The organism is Serratia sp. PL7 (assembly GCF_945957435.1).
In genome coordinates this window covers 308,994-325,161 of sequence record NZ_CAMFLB010000001.1, presented here as the reverse complement: position 1 = coordinate 325,161, position 16,168 = coordinate 308,994, and the positions used below count along the sequence as shown (strand labels likewise).

Annotated in this window: 14 protein-coding genes; 8 read left to right on the top strand and 6 right to left on the bottom strand. The window is 59.0% G+C overall.

All coding sequences use genetic code 11. The features are described 5' to 3' along the window. Window positions 1-224: 224 nt before the first annotated feature. From tmaR to N6G83_RS01560, 3 genes are all read right to left on the bottom strand, one after another. Window positions 225-542, bottom strand: a complete 318-nt coding sequence (tmaR, locus tag N6G83_RS01570) for a PTS system regulator TmaR (RefSeq protein ID WP_004935612.1) — start codon at window positions 540-542, stop codon at window positions 225-227. 160 nt (window positions 543-702) lie between these two features. Then, the gene (locus tag N6G83_RS01565) at window positions 703-1,770 is read right to left on the bottom strand and encodes an FUSC family protein (RefSeq protein WP_260514418.1); all 1,068 of its coding nucleotides are present in this window, start codon (window positions 1,768-1,770) and stop codon (window positions 703-705) included. Between the two features lie 94 nt (window positions 1,771-1,864). Then, window positions 1,865-2,632 carry an N-acetylmuramoyl-L-alanine amidase gene (locus N6G83_RS01560; RefSeq protein ID WP_025303521.1) on the bottom strand — a complete coding sequence of 256 codons (768 nt, stop codon included), beginning with the start codon at window positions 2,630-2,632 and terminating at the stop codon, window positions 1,865-1,867. Window positions 2,633-2,808: 176 nt separating this feature from the next. On the opposite strand from N6G83_RS01560, the gene N6G83_RS01555 reads away from it, so the two are divergent. Continuing rightward, window positions 2,809-3,555: a helix-turn-helix transcriptional regulator gene (locus tag N6G83_RS01555; RefSeq protein WP_033643785.1), complete on the top strand. Its 747-nt coding sequence runs from the start codon at window positions 2,809-2,811 to the stop codon at window positions 3,553-3,555. A 34-nt stretch (window positions 3,556-3,589) separates the two neighbouring features. Here the strand turns inward: N6G83_RS01555 and N6G83_RS01550 are convergent, their stop codons facing one another. After that, window positions 3,590-4,699: an SDR family oxidoreductase gene (locus N6G83_RS01550; RefSeq protein WP_025303522.1), complete on the bottom strand. Its 1,110-nt coding sequence runs from the start codon at window positions 4,697-4,699 to the stop codon at window positions 3,590-3,592. Window positions 4,700-4,957: 258 nt separating this feature from the next. Between N6G83_RS01550 and N6G83_RS01545 the strand changes: the two genes are divergently transcribed. From N6G83_RS01545 to sbcB, 3 genes are all read left to right on the top strand, one after another. After that, window positions 4,958-5,164, top strand: coding sequence for a hypothetical protein (locus N6G83_RS01545; protein WP_149570617.1), 207 nt, complete (start codon window positions 4,958-4,960; stop codon window positions 5,162-5,164). Between the two features lie 54 nt (window positions 5,165-5,218). After that, window positions 5,219-5,407: a DNA polymerase III subunit theta gene (locus N6G83_RS01540; protein ID WP_025303524.1), complete on the top strand. Its 189-nt coding sequence runs from the start codon at window positions 5,219-5,221 to the stop codon at window positions 5,405-5,407. Window positions 5,408-5,497: 90 nt separating this feature from the next. Continuing rightward, on the top strand, window positions 5,498-6,925 hold the full coding sequence (gene sbcB / locus N6G83_RS01535) for an exodeoxyribonuclease I (RefSeq protein WP_089196082.1): 1,428 nt from the start codon (window positions 5,498-5,500) through the stop codon (window positions 6,923-6,925). A 71-nt stretch (window positions 6,926-6,996) separates the two neighbouring features. Here the strand turns inward: sbcB and N6G83_RS01530 are convergent, their stop codons facing one another. Both N6G83_RS01530 and N6G83_RS01525 read right to left on the bottom strand, forming a co-directional pair. Continuing rightward, window positions 6,997-8,364 (bottom strand): APC family permease, encoded by a 1,368-nt coding sequence (locus tag N6G83_RS01530; protein ID WP_025303526.1) that lies wholly within the window; start codon window positions 8,362-8,364, stop codon window positions 6,997-6,999. Between the two features lie 535 nt (window positions 8,365-8,899). Further along, entirely contained in the window at window positions 8,900-10,318 is a 1,419-nt protein-coding gene (locus tag N6G83_RS01525) for a glutamine synthetase family protein (RefSeq protein ID WP_025303527.1), read from the bottom strand. Between the two features lie 395 nt (window positions 10,319-10,713). Here N6G83_RS01525 and puuR point away from each other — a divergent pair, with 395 nt between their 5' ends. From puuR to N6G83_RS01505, 4 genes are all read left to right on the top strand, one after another. Next, window positions 10,714-11,271: an HTH-type transcriptional regulator PuuR gene (puuR, locus tag N6G83_RS01520; RefSeq protein ID WP_025303528.1), complete on the top strand. Its 558-nt coding sequence runs from the start codon at window positions 10,714-10,716 to the stop codon at window positions 11,269-11,271. Window positions 11,272-11,426: 155 nt separating this feature from the next. After that, the gene (locus N6G83_RS01515; RefSeq protein WP_049294859.1) at window positions 11,427-12,938 is read left to right on the top strand and encodes a sugar ABC transporter ATP-binding protein; all 1,512 of its coding nucleotides are present in this window, start codon (window positions 11,427-11,429) and stop codon (window positions 12,936-12,938) included. After that, window positions 12,935-13,930, top strand: coding sequence for an ABC transporter permease (locus N6G83_RS01510; protein WP_016926998.1), 996 nt, complete (start codon window positions 12,935-12,937; stop codon window positions 13,928-13,930). The genes N6G83_RS01515 and N6G83_RS01510 overlap by 4 nt, the downstream gene beginning before the upstream one ends. Before the next feature lie 244 nt (window positions 13,931-14,174). Beyond that, entirely contained in the window at window positions 14,175-16,163 is a 1,989-nt protein-coding gene (locus N6G83_RS01505) for a ligand-gated channel protein (protein ID WP_049205277.1), read from the top strand. Window positions 16,164-16,168: the final 5 nt, after the last annotated feature.

The following is a 16,168-nucleotide window of genomic DNA, read 5'->3' as shown; positions in this document are numbered from 1 at the left end:
ACTCAAAATGACAACGTGAACATTGATCGACATATAACCAAAGCTGCAAAAATAATTGTTTGAGCAAAATCACAGTTCGTTAACATTGCGGCTAAAAATGCTACAAATGCGGATCGCGATCCCATTTAAAGGATCGATGAGGATCGGGAGATGATCGAAACGGCGGGAAGAAGATGATTGGCAGGAATGCGGGCCAGGCATCGCACCCGGCCCGATAAAGCGGGTTACTTCACTTCGCCCATCGCTTTCAGCTTTTTGGACAGCTCGCGGCGCTCTTTGGACAGATCGGCATTTTTGATGATGTAGTCATCAACGCGATCTTCGTAGTCGCTGCGCATGTTGGCGATGATGCCCTGAATGTCTTCAATGCTCATGCCGGGCTTGATGTACTCGCTCAGGTTGTCGAGCAGCAGCACGCGCTTCTGGTTATCACGAATTTTCTTTTCGTTGTCGACGATCTCGCGTTGCAGTTTGTTTTTGCGGCGGAACATACGCACAAACTCCAGCACGTCCTGGAAACTCGGCTTATTTGCATTATCCATCTTTATACCCTTGCTTTAGTAATACACAGATTCATTTGCTTACGGCCACATGGCACCAAGATACAGGTTTGTGGCGGTCCGGCACAACAGTGATTGCCTTATCTTACCCACTTTGCCCCGGCGGCCAAAACCCAAAGCGCCGCCTTCATGATCTGACCCCCTATTCACGCTCGGCGGCGGTACAAACCTGGAGCAGATCCCCCAACTCTTCCAGCTGCTGCGCCAGCTCCATGCTGAGCCAAACGTAGCCGTAAATCGGCGCTTCGCCGTGCTGGCCGAGGCTGACCTCCTGCATCAGCGTTTTCAGCTCGCCGGCGATCTCCGCCAACTGCCCCGCCACCGCCTGCCGCTGCGCCTGCGGCCCTTCGCGCATCAGCACCGCCAGCGATTCCAGCGAGCTCAGCGTCAGCAGTTGGGTACTGCGCAGCGTGCGGGCGTTCAACATGATGAAGTGCGTTTCGCGCGAGGCCCAGTAGGCGTCGGCCATCAGCTCCAGTGTACACACCAAATTGCGGCTGAGGGTTTGCACCGCCTCGAACACCGCTTTGGGGATGCGGGTTTCCTTGCTGGCGGGCACGATCAGGCTGCGCAGCTTCACCACCTGATTCAACAGATCCTTGAGCTGCGGCTCCAGCCGCGGCCGCTCGATAACGTTCGGCGAAAAATACGCACCGTAGAGGCGGGCGGCGGTTTGCAGGCAGTCCGCCATTTGCATGCGCCACAGAATGTAGGCGCGCTGTGGGTAGACGCTGGTGAACAGCAGCGCCAGCAGCGAACCGAAGATCACGTCACCGCTGCGCCACAGCGCGGTGTGCATGTCACCGGCGCCCGCGCCGCATACCACCGCCAGCGTGATCCCCACCAGCAGCGCCATATACGGCCGTTTGCCGAGCGTCAGGTAACCGCAGACGAACATCACCACGCCGCACCAAGCCAGCATCAGCGGCAGCGAATAGAGTTCCAGATACAGGGCGATCAGGCCGGACGCGGCGCCGAACACCGTGCCGGCAATGCGTTGCAGCGCCCGCTGCAGCACGTTACCCCAAAATGAGATCGGCCCCATCACCACCACCAGGGTGATCAGCGGCCAGGTGCCTTCGGGCACCGCCAGCAGGCGGATCAGCAGAAAGGTCAGAATAAACGCCAGCCCGATGCGCACGCCGTGTACGATGCGGTAGTGGCGATAGGTCAGCAGTTCAAGGGAAGAGATTTTTCGATCGAGGCGCACGATGCCTCCGATAAAGACCAGCCAGGCCGCTATTTTAGCGGAGGAAGCCCGGCGAGGAAAAGGCGAATGAGGCGTCCCCCATTCGCGGTCAGGCTCAGGCGGCGTACTTGTCGACCAGCGCGCGCAGAACGGCGGCGGTTTCGACATCCATCACGCCGTCATACTTCTGCTGACGGAAGTGCAGCTGGAACGCGCGCACCAGCTGGCGATAGCCTTCTGCGGTGTTCGCCGCCGAGGTGTCGTAGCCATATTGGGCGAACAGTTTCAGCAAATCGGCCTGCGCCGGCAGGCCCTGGCTGCAGTATTCCTGCTGGCGCTGCTGCTTGGTCGCTTCGTCATACCAGGCGCCGACGCCGGCCTGATACAGCTGCTGCCACGGGAACTGCGGGCCCGGATCGCTCTTGCGGCCCGGCGCGATATCGGAGTGCGCCACCACGTTCACCGGCGAGATGTCCGGATAACGCTGCAGGATGTTCTGCGCCAGCTGGGTGACCGCCTCGATCTGCTGCGGATTGAACGGCGGGAAGGTGATGTTTCCACCGTCGCCGCTCGCCAGGTTAACGATCTCGATGCCGATTGAGGTGTCGTTGATATTGCTGCGGGTGCCCCACTGGCTGGTACCGGCATGCCAGGCGCGCTCGTTCTCGTCCACCAGGTTGAAAATGCGCACGCCGCTGAAGCCGGCGGCCTGATAGGTGGCCTCGGTCGGATCCGGCACCAGATAGTGCGCGCTAACCGATTTTCCGGTCAACGACTTCACCGAGTCGGCGAAGTTTTGCGCCGTGTAGTGCAGCACCAGAAAACGCACGCGGTGGCCGAAGCTGGCGACCGATCGGTAGCTATTGTAATCAATCTTATACATCGTAAAGTCCCTCTCTCGTTTGATTTCACTGAGCGGCCCCTCATCATGACAGGCCGCCCCGCACAGGTGAACCCTTGGCTCACCCTTTTTGTTTTAGCTAATTGCTAAATCATGCGCAAGTGTTTTTTAGCAAAATCGTTATTTACCTTTTTGCTAAAGAGTGCGATCATTGCACGATGGAAACTAAAGAAATCAGGCGCAACAATCTGCGCGAATTGATGGCCCGCTACGCCCGGCAAGGCGTCAACCAGAATGAATTCGCCACGCTGGTTGAGTCTTCCGCGCCGACGCTGAGCCAAATCATCGGGGAGAAATCCTCCCGCAATCTTGGCGACAATCTGGCCAGGCGGATCGAGGCCAAGCTGAATTTGCCCAAGGGCTGGTTCGACGTGTTTCATGAAAAGCAGCTGGTGCGCCCGTTTGACAACGTGGCGGCGGAGTCGGACTTCCAGCCCGCCCGTTTAAAACCGGTGGTATGGGAAGATACCGAACAGGACAAGGAAGAGTTTGTGGAGATCCCGCTGCTGGATATTGATTTTTCCGCCGGCGACGGCTGCTACGAAATCGTCGATCGCGAGGAATTTTCGCTGATCTTCCGCCGTTACTATCTGCACAAGATGGGGGTGGCGGTCAACGCCGCGCGCATTATCCGCATCTCCGGCTCCAGCATGGAACCGCGTCTGCAGGATGGCGACGTGGTCGGCATCAACACCGACGACACGCGCATCCGCGAGGGCAAGACCTACGCCATCCGCCACGGCAATTTGCTGCGGGTGAAGGTGCTGATCGAGCAGCCGGACGGCGGCGTCATCATCCGCTCCCTCAACCGTGAAGAGTACCAGGACGAGCATCTCAGCTATCAGCAGCGCAAGGAGCAACTGGTGGTGCTCGGCCGCGTCTTCTGGTCCTCTTCGTCCTGGTAGCAGAGCAACCTCGGGCGCCCGCTGCGCCCGGCGGTTATTTGAAGTCCACCACCATCTGCTGCTGGATAGACAACCCGCGAGTCGACTGCACGCAACCGGCGATGTAGTCGGTGAAGCGCGGCGGTTTCGGCATGCCCAGCTTGAGGATCTTCTCGTTGCTGAAACGCACGTTGAGCATGGCGAACGAGCCGTACAGGCGCATCGCCTTCAGCATCAGCCGCTCGTTGCACGGGCCGAAAATGTCTTTCAGCTGACGGCGCATTTTCACCAACGCGTCATACGTCACCTGCGCATACTCATCGCCCACCGGCGCTTTTTCCAGCGCTGCCGCCATGGCGCGGTCGATTTCGGCAAAGCTGACGCTGCGCTCTTCACCGGCGGAGATGTGATAAACGTCGTTCTCCAGCGTTTCGCTGTTCATCAGCATCACCAGCGCATCCGCACAGTAGTCCACCGGGATCACGTCGATATTGTCCTGCAGCGAGCACATAAACTTGCGCAGCATCAGCGCCATGCCAAACACCCAGAAAATGCTGCTCGAAGGCTGGCAGCCCAGGCGGGTGTGGCCCACGACAATCGACGGACGAGCGATGGTCAGCGGCATTTGCGGGCAGCGTTGGCGCATCAGCTGTTCGATGGTGGATTTGGAACGCGTATATTCCACCAGATGCTCGGCATCTTCCTCAAATTCGCCGCTCTCCGCCACCAGCGAACCCGGTTCCGGGGAACAGGACATGGCGGTACCAACATGCAGAAAGCGTTTTAATCCCGGCACCTGCGCCATTCTTTCGGCAAAGGCCAGGGTGCCTTCTACGTTTACCTTCCAAATGAGCGGGTTATTACCAAATGAAGCAACGGCCGCGCAGTTAATAACGTGCGTGACATTGTTAATACGTGCGTCAGTTAAAAATTCGGCCGGCTCGGAAAGGTCGCCCAACAATATATTTTCTATCGTAATTTTAGACAGCAGATTCGCGTCGATATTAAACTTTTCCATATTCGTACGAATACGGGCCAATCCTTGCTGCGCATCATCGGCGCGCACCAGCAAAAGATAATTAATAGACTGATTTTCAATCAATAATTTTTCGAGAACTGCACCACCGAGAAAGCCGGTAGCGCCGGTTAACAGTAGCGTTTTCATCATTGTCACCCACATTGGTATTGAATGTGGGTGATTGTATCTGCGGATATTTAAACAAATATTAAATAGAATTACGGCGCCCAGAATCACTTTTCTTAATATTATCTTAAGGAATCTTTTGAAACATCCATCGTGGCTTTAGTAACAAAAGAAGCGCGTAGATTGGATGATTAATCTCTGCCGTTTAAATACCATTGATGTAGTGCCTGATTTAATTTAACGGTCAATGTTATTTCTCTTCTCGTCCGTGGAGGACCTATGACCTATAACCAAAAAATCTGGTTGGGGGTTTTACTGCTGTGCGCCCTGTTTTGGGGGGCGGTGATAAGCGGCGCCTGTTCGCTGTATAACCGGGCAGATCGCCTCAATGCGCACCAGGCGCAGAGCGAGTTCGCCGCGCGCCACAGTCTGGCCCCCAGCTCGCAGCAAAGCGCGCAGGCGTCCACCTCCCCTCGGAATGGGTAGGGACAAGACCCGCTAACGATCCTATTATACCCTAAGGTTAACAGGGAGATAACGATGGTTCGAAAGCTGGATAGCTTACCGCAGGCGCAACGCGAGAAAATAGAAGCCGATTTGCTGGCCATCAGCGTGATCTACAACGAGCGCTACGGCATCGCTTCGACCCAGGCGGAAACAGAACGACAGATCCCCGACCACCTGCTCCCCTACTTTCACCAGCGGCTGGATTTCTATCGCCGTGCGTAATTGCGCGCATTTCGCTAACCGCCGCTTGGCATCGCTCCCTACGCCGTTACAATAGAGGCATATTGTATCCGCCACTGAAGAGACGCGATTTTGAGCAGCAAGGCACCGGCCACATTTTATATCCACGATTACGAGACCTTCGGCAAGAGCCCGTCGCTGGACCGCCCGGCGCAGTTCGCCGGCGTGCGCACCGATATGGATTTCAACGTTATCGAAGAGCCGCTGGTCATCTACTGCGCCCCGGCTGATGACTACCTGCCGGAACCCGAGGCGGTGATGATCACCGGCATCACGCCGCAGGTGGCACGTGCTAAAGGGGTTAACGAGGCCGAGTTCACCCGCCAAATCCATCAGGCCTTCAGCGTGGCCGGCACCTGCATTCTCGGTTACAACAACATCCGCTTCGATGACGAAGTGAGCCGCAATATCTTCTATCGCAACTTCTACGATCCCTACGCCTACAGCTGGCAAAACGGCAACTCGCGCTGGGATCTGCTGGATGTGATGCGCGCCTGCTACGCTCTGCGCCCGGACGGCATCGTTTGGCCGGAAAACGAAGACGGTTTCCCCAGCTTCCGCCTGGAACATCTGACGCGCGCCAACGGCGTCGAGCACACGCAGGCTCACGACGCGATGTCGGACGTTTACGCCACTATCGCCATGGCCAAGCTGGTCAAACAGGCACAGCCGCGGCTGTTCGATTTCCTGCTGCAGCACCGCAACAAGCACAAGCTGAACGCCCTGATCGACGTCGCCGACATGACGCCGCTGGTGCACGTCTCCGGCATGTTCGGCGCGGCGCGCGGCAATACCAGCTGGGTGTCGCCGCTGGCCTGGCACCCGGACAACAAGAACGCGGTGATCATGTGCGATCTGGCCGGCGACATGACGCCGCTGTTGACGCTGAGCGCCGAGCAGCTGCGTGAACGGCTGTATACCCGCCGTGACGATCTGGCGCCGGATCAGGCACCGGTGCCGATCAAGCTGGTGCACATCAACAAATGCCCGGTGCTGGCGCCGGCCAAAACCCTGCTGCCGGAGAATGCCGAGCGGCTGGGCATCGATCGTCAGGCGTGTCTGCAAAATCTGCAGCTGCTGAAACAGCATCCGGAAGTGCGCGAGAAAGTGGTCGCGCTGTTCGCCGAAGCCGAGCCGTTCAAAGGCGCCGACGACGTCGACGCCCGCTTGTACGACGGTTTCTTCAGCGACGCCGACAAGGCGGCGATGAGGATTATCCAGCAGACCAAGCCGCAGAACCTGCCGGCGCTGGATCTGGCCTTCAGCGACGGACGCATGAAAGAGCTGCTGTTCCGCTTCCGCGCGCGCAACTACCCGAATACGCTGGACGACGCCGAGCAACGTCGCTGGCTGCAACACCGCCAGGAAGCGCTGAGCGCAGAGCGCGTGCAGAGTTACCTGCTGCAGCTCGAATCGCTGTATAACCTGCACGAAGGCGACAAAGAGAAAACCGCCCTGTTGAAAGCGCTGTTCGATTACGGCAAAGAGTTGGTGGGATAAACCCCGCAGCAAGCAGAAAAGGAAAAGGCCGCGAAAGCGGCCTTTTTTGTGGCTGAGGAGACGGCTCGCGCTTAGGCGGCGTCTTCGCTCGCTTGCGGCACCGGCAGACGGAAGCTGCGGGTGACGAAGGCCAGGTAGATCAGGCCGATGGCCGCCCAAACCAGGCCCAGCGTCATCGAGCTGGCTTCCAGGTTGATCCACAGCGCGCCGACGGTCAGTGCGCCCATCACCGGCAGGATCAGGTAGTTAAATGTGTCCTTCACGGTGCGGTTCATCTTGTCGCGAATATAGAACTGCGAGATCACCGACAGGTTGACGAAGGTGAAGGCCACCAGCGCACCGAAGTTGATCAGCGCGGTCGCGGTCACCAGGTCAAACGACACCGCGGACAACGCGATGGCGCCAACCAGGAGCACGTTCAGCGCCGGGGTACGCCACTTCGGATGCACATAGCCGAAGAAGCGAGTCGGGAACACGCCGTCGCGGCCCATCACGTACATCAGACGCGAAACGCCCGCGTGCGCCGCCATGCCCGACGCCAATACCGTCACGCAGGAGAACACCAGGATCACCGACTGGAAGAACTTGCCCGCCACGTACAGCATGATTTCAGGCTGTGAGGCGTCCGGATCCTTGAAGCGCGAGATGTCCGGGAAGTACAGCTGCACGAAGTAAGACACCACGATAAAGATGATGCCGCCGATCAGCGCCGTAAGGAAGATGGCTTTCGGGATCACTTTTTCCGCGTCTTTGGTCTCTTCGGACAGCGAGCTGATGCCGTCGAAGCCCAGGAACGAGAAGCACAGGATGGTCGCGCCGGTAATCATCGGCACCACGTGGGCGTTATCGGACCAGAACGGGCGGCTGCTGACCAGCGTACCGGCGCCTTCGCCGTGGTAAATACCGTTGATCACCAGGCCGAGGAACACGATCATGATCGCCACCTGCACCACCACGATGATGGAGTTCAGGTTAGCCACCAGCTTGATGCCGCGCAGGTTGAAAATCGTCATCAAGCCGACCAGCACCGCCACGAAGATCCAGGACGGTACGCCCGGGAAGATCGCTTCCAGGTAAATCTTGGCCAGCAAAATGTTGATCATCGGCATGAACAGATAGTCCAGCAGCGATGACCAGCCCACCATAAAGCCGACGTGCGGGCTGATGGCTTTCTGGGCGTAGGTGTAGGCGGAACCGGCGGAAGGGAACTTCTTCACCAGCTTGCCGTAGCTCAGGGCGGTAAACAGGATCGCCAGCAGAGCGAAGGCGTACGCGGTCGCGACGTGACCATCGGTCAAACCGGATACGATGCCGAAGGTATCGAAAATGGTCATTGGCTGCAGGTAAGCCAAGCCCATCATCACTACCGGAACTAATGTCAGGGTTTTACGCAGCTGAGTGCGCTGAGCCGGAGCGGCGTTGATGGTGTTATCGGACATTGTTCAGCCCCCCCTTACCTTGAGCCTTGCGGATGGCGGACACGCCAAGACTTAAGGTTGCGGGGAAACTTCGCAACGAGCGACTTAATTCTAAAAGAAGGGGGTTGTAAGCTGGATAACGGGTCGAGGAAACCTCGGCTGCTCCATAGTCGCTGCGGCCACAGCGGAAACCGGCGGGCACCGGCGCTAAAGTGAAAAATTGCCCCATCTTTCTAATCCTCATGAGTCACGACCATAGAGTTTTGTTTGATCGTGCACGAAACTATTTATCTATCCGGATCGGTGTCCGGCCTCGCTTGGTGTATGAAACGCTACGTTGGTAAAACATAATGCAAAAAAAATAACCGACGCTTTCAAAACGTCGGCTATCTGCATTTGAGATATTTTGCACCAGAATGCCTCCGAATGACAAGATCCGGAAACCCTCAAATACAAATTCTTTTTGTCGATCGCACGGAAAACCAGCCCGGCAGGCGAATTATTCCGCTGCCGGCAGGCCAGTCACCCGCACATACCTCTTACTTTATACGCCCATTCAGGCATTTTTCAACATCCAGTCGATCTCGGTTTCCGTCACCCGCCGTTCAAACTGCAGCAGTTCGTCGGTCTTGCAGGCGTGATACACCTGGGTGAAACGCTCGCCCAGATAGTGCGTCAGGGCGTGCTGATGTTCAAACTCGTACAGCGCGTCGCTCTGGCGGATCGGCAGCGGCAGCCCTTCCTGCTCCAGCCCGTTGCCAGTCACCGGCTCAGGCAGCGGCAGTAGGTTGTCCAGCCCGTACAGCATGCCGGCCAGGATCGCCGCCATCACCAGATAAGGATTGGCATCGGCGCCGGCCACGCGGTACTCCACCCGGTGGTTCTCCGGTTCGCCGCAGGGAATGCGCAGCGCCACGGTGCGGTTGTTGTGGCCCCAGGCGGCCTGGATCGGCACATACATCCCCGGCTGGAAGCGCCGGTAGGCGTTGACGTTCGGCGCCAGCAGCGCCATCGACGCCGGCATCAGGGTGATCATCCCGGCCAATGCCTGTTTCAAGAGCGGCGAATCCTCGCCTTCGGCGTCGGCAAACAGGTTGTTGCCCGCACTATCCTGCATGCTGACATGCACGTGCATGCCGCTGCCGGCGTAATCCTCATAGGGTTTGGCCATAAAGGTGGCGTGCATGTCGTGGTTCTCGGCGACCAGCCGCACCAGCCGCTTCAGCGCCAGCGCGTGGTCGCAGGCCAGCAGGATGTCGTCGGTATGACGCAGGTTGACCTCGAACTGCCCCGGCGACGCCTCCGCCACCGCGCCGTCCGCCGGCAGCCCCTGCAGCTTCGCCAGCGCGTCGATATCGTTCAGCACCTCGGCGAAATGGTTCAGGTTATCGACGGAGTACACCTGGCTTTGGGTGTTGCGTTCCTGAGTGCCGGGCGCACACGGCGGCTGCAGATCGCCTTCCGCGTCGCGCAGCCTATCGATGAGATAAAACTCCAGCTCTACCGCTGCCACCGGAAACAAACCGCGCTGTCGCAGCGCCTGCCACACGCGGTTCAGCACATTGCGGGGTTCAACGTCAAAGGGAGTGCCATCTTCATCCAACATGGTGAGCAGCACCTGGCCGATGTGCTCCGGATCGGCGGCTGACGGCGTCAGCGAACCGGGCACCGGCAGGCAAATGCGGTCTGGTTCGCCGAGCTCCTGCCCAAGGCCGGTCTCCTCCACCACGTTGCCAAGGATGTCCATGGCGAACACCGACGCGGGGAAGTAGCTGCCTTTTTCCAGTTTTTTTAACCCAGAGACGGGTATGCGTTTGCCGCGGAAGGAACCATTAAGATCGGTGAGAAGGATATCGACATACTGCGTGGCGGGATGGCGTTCCAAATAATGAGCAACCTCATTTTGGAACGCGCTACTTCGCCTCTCTTCATGATGCTGTGCAAAATGTTCAACTGCTGCGCTATTGGTTTGCATACGTCACCCGCCATTATGCTCTGAAGGCGCGTTGGCGCCCGTCCACCGTTCGATTCAACACATGATTGGATTTCTCGTCAGGCCGCGCCGCTGCCGGGCGCTCAAAATAACATCCACAATATGAAACATAGTATTAACAGAATGGGTTTGCAAATGTTACAATCCTGTTTGATTATTCGCCAGCGGCTGCTAAATTGATAAAATATTGACCGAAAAGGCCTTACTGCCATTTTCACGTCAACTATTTTGTCCAACGCACCAAGAGTGAACATGGGCAATATATTTTCCAAACCCACCCTAACTACCGATATCATGCAGTATCGTTATCGACCAGACAGGCACCCGATAGCGATCTTCATTTCTGCCTGTCGCCCTTACCAGAAGGAAGTACCGCTATGAGCGAAGTCAGCTTGGCACCGGGCAAACGCCTGTCGCAGATCCGTCAGCAATTGGGTTTGTCACAGCGCCGGGTCGCCGAACTGTCCGGGTTAACCCACAGTGCGATCAGCACCATCGAACAGGACAAGGTCAGCCCGGCCATCAGCACGCTGCAAAAGCTGCTGAAGGTGTATGGCCTGTCGCTGTCTGAATTCTTTGCCGAACCGGAAGCCGCCGACGAACCGCGCGTGGTGATCGACGCCGAAGATCTGATTGAGATCGGCAGCCAGGGGGTGTCGATGAAGCTGGTGCACAACGGCAGCCCGACGCGCAACCTGGCGATGATGCTGGAAACCTACCAGCCCGGCACCACCACCGGTGAAAAGATCAAGCACCAGGGCGAAGAGATAGGCACCCTGCTGGAGGGCGAGATTGTGCTAACCATCAACGGCCAGAGCTATTGCCTGACCGCCGGCCAGAGTTACGCCATCAACACCGGCATTCCGCACAGCTTCAGCAATACCTCGGCGCGCATTTGCCGCATCGTCAGCGCACACACCCCCACCACCTTCTGACCGCTTCTCGCACCGGCGCAGCCTGACGCGGGTTGCGCCCCTGCCTCTCGACGTTTTTCATCGCCGTTATGCCATTTTGTTGGTTGCCAACGGCGCAATCTGTGTTACAACAGAGCAAAACAGCCATCTAAACATCTAAACGGCCTTACTACCCTATGTCAACCGCAACGCCTTCACGCCTCGAGATGCGCAATATCTCGATCGCCTTCGCCGGCTTCAACGCGCTGCAGGACGTGGACTTCACGCTGCAGGGCGGTTCAATCCATGCGCTGGTCGGCGCCAACGGCGCGGGCAAGTCGACGCTGATGGCGATCCTCTCCGGCGCCCACGATCACTACCGCGGCGAGATCCTGATCGACGGCCGGGCAGTGGAAATTCATTCCCCGCTGCAGGCGCGCCGCCACGGCATTCACGTGGTACAGCAAGAGGTCGACGTCGCGCTGATCCCCACGCTGTCGGTGGCGGAGAACATCATGCTGGACTGGCTGAACGAGCCGGGCCACTGGCTGAACTGGGCGGAGCTGCACCGCCGCGCCGCGCAGCTGCTGCAGCAATGGGCGCTGCCGCTCAACCCGCGCAGACGCCTGGCGGACTGCACGCTGGCGGAAAAACAGCAGGTGCTGCTGGCGCGCGCGCTGTCGCACCGCTGCCGTTTTTTGGTGCTCGATGAACCGACCGCGCCGCTCGATCGCGCCGAGAGCGAGCGCCTGTTCAACGTGGTGCGCCGCCTGCAATCCGAAGGCATCGGCATCGTGTTCATTTCTCACCGCATCCACGAACTGAGCGACATTTGCGATCGGCTGACGGTGCTGCGCGACGGGCGGCGCGTCAGCGAAGACGCCATGCGCGGGCTGAGCGGCGAACAGATCGTCGAGAAAATGCTCGGCCACCGGCTGGACGACATTTTCCCGCCGCCGCGCCCGCCGCACGCTGGGCGTAAGCTGCTGCAGGTGGAGGGCTTGCGCGATCGCCATAAGCTGCGCGACGTTTCGCTGCGGCTGCATGAAGGAGAGATCCTCGGCATCGCCGGGCTGGCCGGAGCGGGCAAAACCGAACTGTGCAAGGCATTGTTCGGCGCCAGCACCGTGCAGCTCGAGCGCGGCGAACTGCGCGGGCAGCCCTGGGCGCCACGCGCGCCGCACCTGTCGGTCGAACAAGGATTGGCGCTGGTGCCGGAAGAGCGCCGCAAAGAAGGCATTTTTATCGATGAGGCGATCCCGATGAACCTGAGCGTCAGCGCCGACGACAGCTTCTCGCGCTGGAGCCTGTTCAGCCGGCGGCAAGAGCTGCGCTGGGCGCGCGAGATCATGCAGCGTCTGAACATTCGCGCCTCCGGCCCGCAACAGCGGCTGGCGCGCCTGTCCGGCGGCAATCAGCAAAAAGTGGCGATCGGCAAGTGGCTGCGCGGCAACGCCGAGGTGCTGATCTTCGATGAGCCGACCAAGGGCGTGGACATCAAGGCCAAGCAGGAGCTGTTCAGCCTGATCGACGGCCTGGCTCACGCCGGCAAAGGCGTGATTTACGCCTCCGGCGAGTTCGCCGAGCTGATTGGCCTGTGCGATCGCATCTGCGTGCTGTGGGACGGCCGCATCGTGGCGGAGTTGAACGCCGCCGACATCGACGAAGAAACCTTATTGCTCTATTCCACCGGAGGAACCCCTGCGTGAGTAAAGAATTTGCCTTGCGGCCTGCGCTGCCCTGGCGCCAACAGCTGTTTGATTTCCTCTACAAGTGGGGCATGCTGCTGACCGTCGCGGCGCTGATCGCCCTGTTTGGCCTGGCGTCGGACAACTTTCTCGATGCCAATAACATCATCAATATCCTGCGTTCGATCGCCATCGTGACGGTGATCGCCATCGGCGTCTCTATCTCGCTGTCGGTCGGCGGTTTCGATCTGTCGGTCGGCTCGACCGCCTCGCTGGCCAACGCGCTGGTGATTTCACTGTTCGTCTGGCACGGGTTCGGCACCACCGGCGCCATCGTGGTGACGCTGCTGCTGTGCACGCTGGTCGGCCTGTTCAACGCCCTGCTGATCGTGGTGTTCAGAATTCCCGATATGCTGGCGACGCTGGCCAGCCTGTTCGTGATCCAGGGCGTAGCGATGACCTACAGCTACGGCGGCTCCATCACCCAAAACATGGTGCTGCCGAATGGCGACATGGCGGAAGGCCTGATCCCAGAGGTGTTTTCCGCCCTCGGCCAGGTGCCGGTGATCGTGCTGATCATGTTGGCGGTCACCGTGGCGGTACAGCTGTTCCTCTCGTTGACCAAGCACGGCCGCCGGATGTACGCCATCGGCGGCAACCCCGAGGCTGCGCGTCTGTCGGGTATCCGCACCGTACGTTACAGGGTTGCCGCTTACGTCATTTCTTCCTGGCTGGCGGCGCTTGGCGGCATCTTGCTGGCGTCACGTATCGGCTCTTCGCAGGTCAATGCCGGCGGCGGCTATCTGATGGACGCGGTGGCGGCGGCCTATATCGGTTTCTCGCTGGCGGGCTCCGGCAAACCCAATGCGCTCGGCACCCTGATCGGCGCAGTGATCCTCGGCGTGCTGCAAAACGGCCTGGTGATGCTGTCGGTGCCCTACTACGCCATGGATATTATCAAAGGCCTGGTGCTGGCGCTGGCGCTGGCCATCACCTACATCCAGAAACGCTGATCCTCCCCGGCGCACGCCCGCTGCGCCGCTTTTCCCTTTAATTCATCCGGTTACCCTTTCCCGTCAGCAGAACAAGCATACAAATGATATGAATTATCATTAGCGTTTACATTCAGTAAAAAATCCTTACAATACCCTCACGCAACGCTGACGAAGCGAAGTATTTCTCAGCGAACGATGAATAATTTCATTAGAAATTCAATTGGTTAATTACTTTCACTTCAATCCAGGAAAGGTTCACCTCATGGAAACGCCACGTTACAGCAAGCTCGCCGCTCTGGTGATTGCCTCACTCAGCGCCACCGCCGCACTGGCCGCGCCGCAGGACGACACCCAGGACACCATGGTCGTCACCGCCTCCGGCTTCCAGCAAAAAATTCAGGACTCCGCCGCGTCCATCTCGGTGATCCCGCGCCAGCAGATCGAAGACAAGGCCTATCGCGACGTGACCGACGCGCTGAAAGACGTGCCTGGCGTGGTGGTCACCGGCGGCGCCAGCAGCAGCGACATCAGCATCCGCGGCATGTCCTCCAAGTACACGCTGATCCTGGTGGACGGCAAGCGCGTTGACACCCGCGGAACCCGTCCGAACAGCGACAACGCCGGCATCGAACAGGGCTGGCTGCCGCCGATGGAAGCCATCGAGCGCATCGAAGTGGTGCGCGGCCCGATGTCTTCGCTGTACGGTTCCGACGCCATGGGCGGCGTGATCAACGTCATCACCCGCAAGACTTCCCGCACCGAGTGGAAAGGCTCGCTACACGGCGACGCCACCCTTCAGGAAAACCGCGATTCCGGCGATCTGTTCCAGACCAACGCCTACGCCTCCGGCCCGCTGATTGAAGGCCTGCTCGGCGTGCGGGTCAACGGCCTGCTGTCGCGCCGCGCCGAAGATAAAATCGCCAACGGTTACAACGAACAGCGCATGCGCAGCGGCACCGCGGTGTTCACTCTGACACCGGACGAGAAGAACGAATTCGACTTCGAAATCGGCCGCTCGCTGCAGGATCGTAACAGCACGCCGGGCAAATCGGTGGTGGCGGAGCGCTGCAGCAAAGGCAAGTGCAAACCTACCTCTCGCAGCGAAGATCTCTACACCCGCACCAACTACTCGCTGACCCACAACGGTTATTACGACTTCGGTAACTCAACCAGCTACGTTCAGCGGGAAGAGACCAACAACCCGGGCCGTAAGATGAAGATGTACAACACCATCTTCAACACCCAGAACCAGTTCGAGCTGGGTTCCCACATGCTGAACCTCGGCGGCCAATACCGCTATGAGAAACTGGGCGACAGCGGCAACCAGCTGAGCTCGGCGAAAGACGTCAACCAGCTGACGCGCTGGAGCTGGGCGCTGTTCGCCGAAGACGAATGGGCGCTGACCAACGACTTCAGCCTGACCAGCGGCATCCGTATGGACCGCGATCAGAACTTCGGCAGCCACTGGTCGCCGCGCATGTACGGCGTCTGGCACCTGACCGAGCAGTGGACGATGAAAGGCGGCGTCTCCGCCGGCTACCGTTCGCCGGATCTGCGCCAATCCTCCGCCAGCTGGGGCCAGGTCACCGGTGGCGGCGTGCGTAACGGCATCATCGTCGGCAACCCGGATCTGCAGCCGGAGAAGAGCCTGAGCGAAGAGATCGGCCTGATGTGGGATAGCCTGAAAGGCGTCAACGCCGGCGTGACCGTCTTCAACACCGATTTCAAGAACAAGATCACCGAAGTCCGCCGCTGCGAAGACACGCCGGACTGCAAGATCGGCAACGAGGTCTATGACTTTATCAGCGATCGCGTCAACGTCGACAAAGCCAATATGCGCGGCGTAGAAGCCACCTTCGGCTGGCAGATCAACAAAGACTGGAAGTGGAACACCAACTACACCTACACCGCTTCCGAGCAGAAGAGCGGCGAGTTCCAGGGCAAGGCGCTCAACCAGATGCCGAAGCATATGCTCAACACCGTGCTGGACTGGCAGGCCACGCAGGACCTCAGCCTGTGGTCGCGCGTTAACTTCCGCAGCCGCACCTCAGACTACCTGAGCCGCACGTCGATGGAGACCAGCACGCCGTCCTACACCTTTGTCGATGCGGGCCTGAGCTATCAGGCGGCGAAAAACCTGCAGTTGACCGGCGGGGTTTACAACATCCTCGACAAAACCGTGGATTACGATCACTACCGCACCACGCTGGACGGCCGCCGTTACACCGTCGGCATGACCTACAACTTCTGATGCCC

Excerpts from the sequence above, each read along its gene's own strand:
- tmaR (WP_004935612.1), bottom strand. The coding sequence starts at position 542 with ATGGATAATGCAAATAAGCCGAGTTTCCAGGACGTGCTGGAGTTTGTG.
- N6G83_RS01540 (WP_025303524.1), top strand. The coding sequence starts at position 5,219 with ATGGTTCGAAAGCTGGATAGCTTACCGCAGGCGCAACGCGAGAAAATA.
- N6G83_RS01530 (WP_025303526.1), bottom strand. The coding sequence starts at position 8,364 with ATGTCCGATAACACCATCAACGCCGCTCCGGCTCAGCGCACTCAGCTG.
- puuR (WP_025303528.1), top strand. The coding sequence starts at position 10,714 with ATGAGCGAAGTCAGCTTGGCACCGGGCAAACGCCTGTCGCAGATCCGT.
- N6G83_RS01525 (WP_025303527.1), bottom strand. The coding sequence starts at position 10,318 with ATGCAAACCAATAGCGCAGCAGTTGAACATTTTGCACAGCATCATGAA.
- N6G83_RS01555 (WP_033643785.1), top strand. The coding sequence starts at position 2,809 with ATGGAAACTAAAGAAATCAGGCGCAACAATCTGCGCGAATTGATGGCC.
- N6G83_RS01550 (WP_025303522.1), bottom strand. The coding sequence starts at position 4,699 with ATGAAAACGCTACTGTTAACCGGCGCTACCGGCTTTCTCGGTGGTGCA.
- N6G83_RS01515 (WP_049294859.1), top strand. The coding sequence starts at position 11,427 with ATGTCAACCGCAACGCCTTCACGCCTCGAGATGCGCAATATCTCGATC.
- N6G83_RS01560 (WP_025303521.1), bottom strand. The coding sequence starts at position 2,632 with ATGTATAAGATTGATTACAATAGCTACCGATCGGTCGCCAGCTTCGGC.
- N6G83_RS01545 (WP_149570617.1), top strand. The coding sequence starts at position 4,958 with ATGACCTATAACCAAAAAATCTGGTTGGGGGTTTTACTGCTGTGCGCC.
- N6G83_RS01505 (WP_049205277.1), top strand. The coding sequence starts at position 14,175 with ATGGAAACGCCACGTTACAGCAAGCTCGCCGCTCTGGTGATTGCCTCA.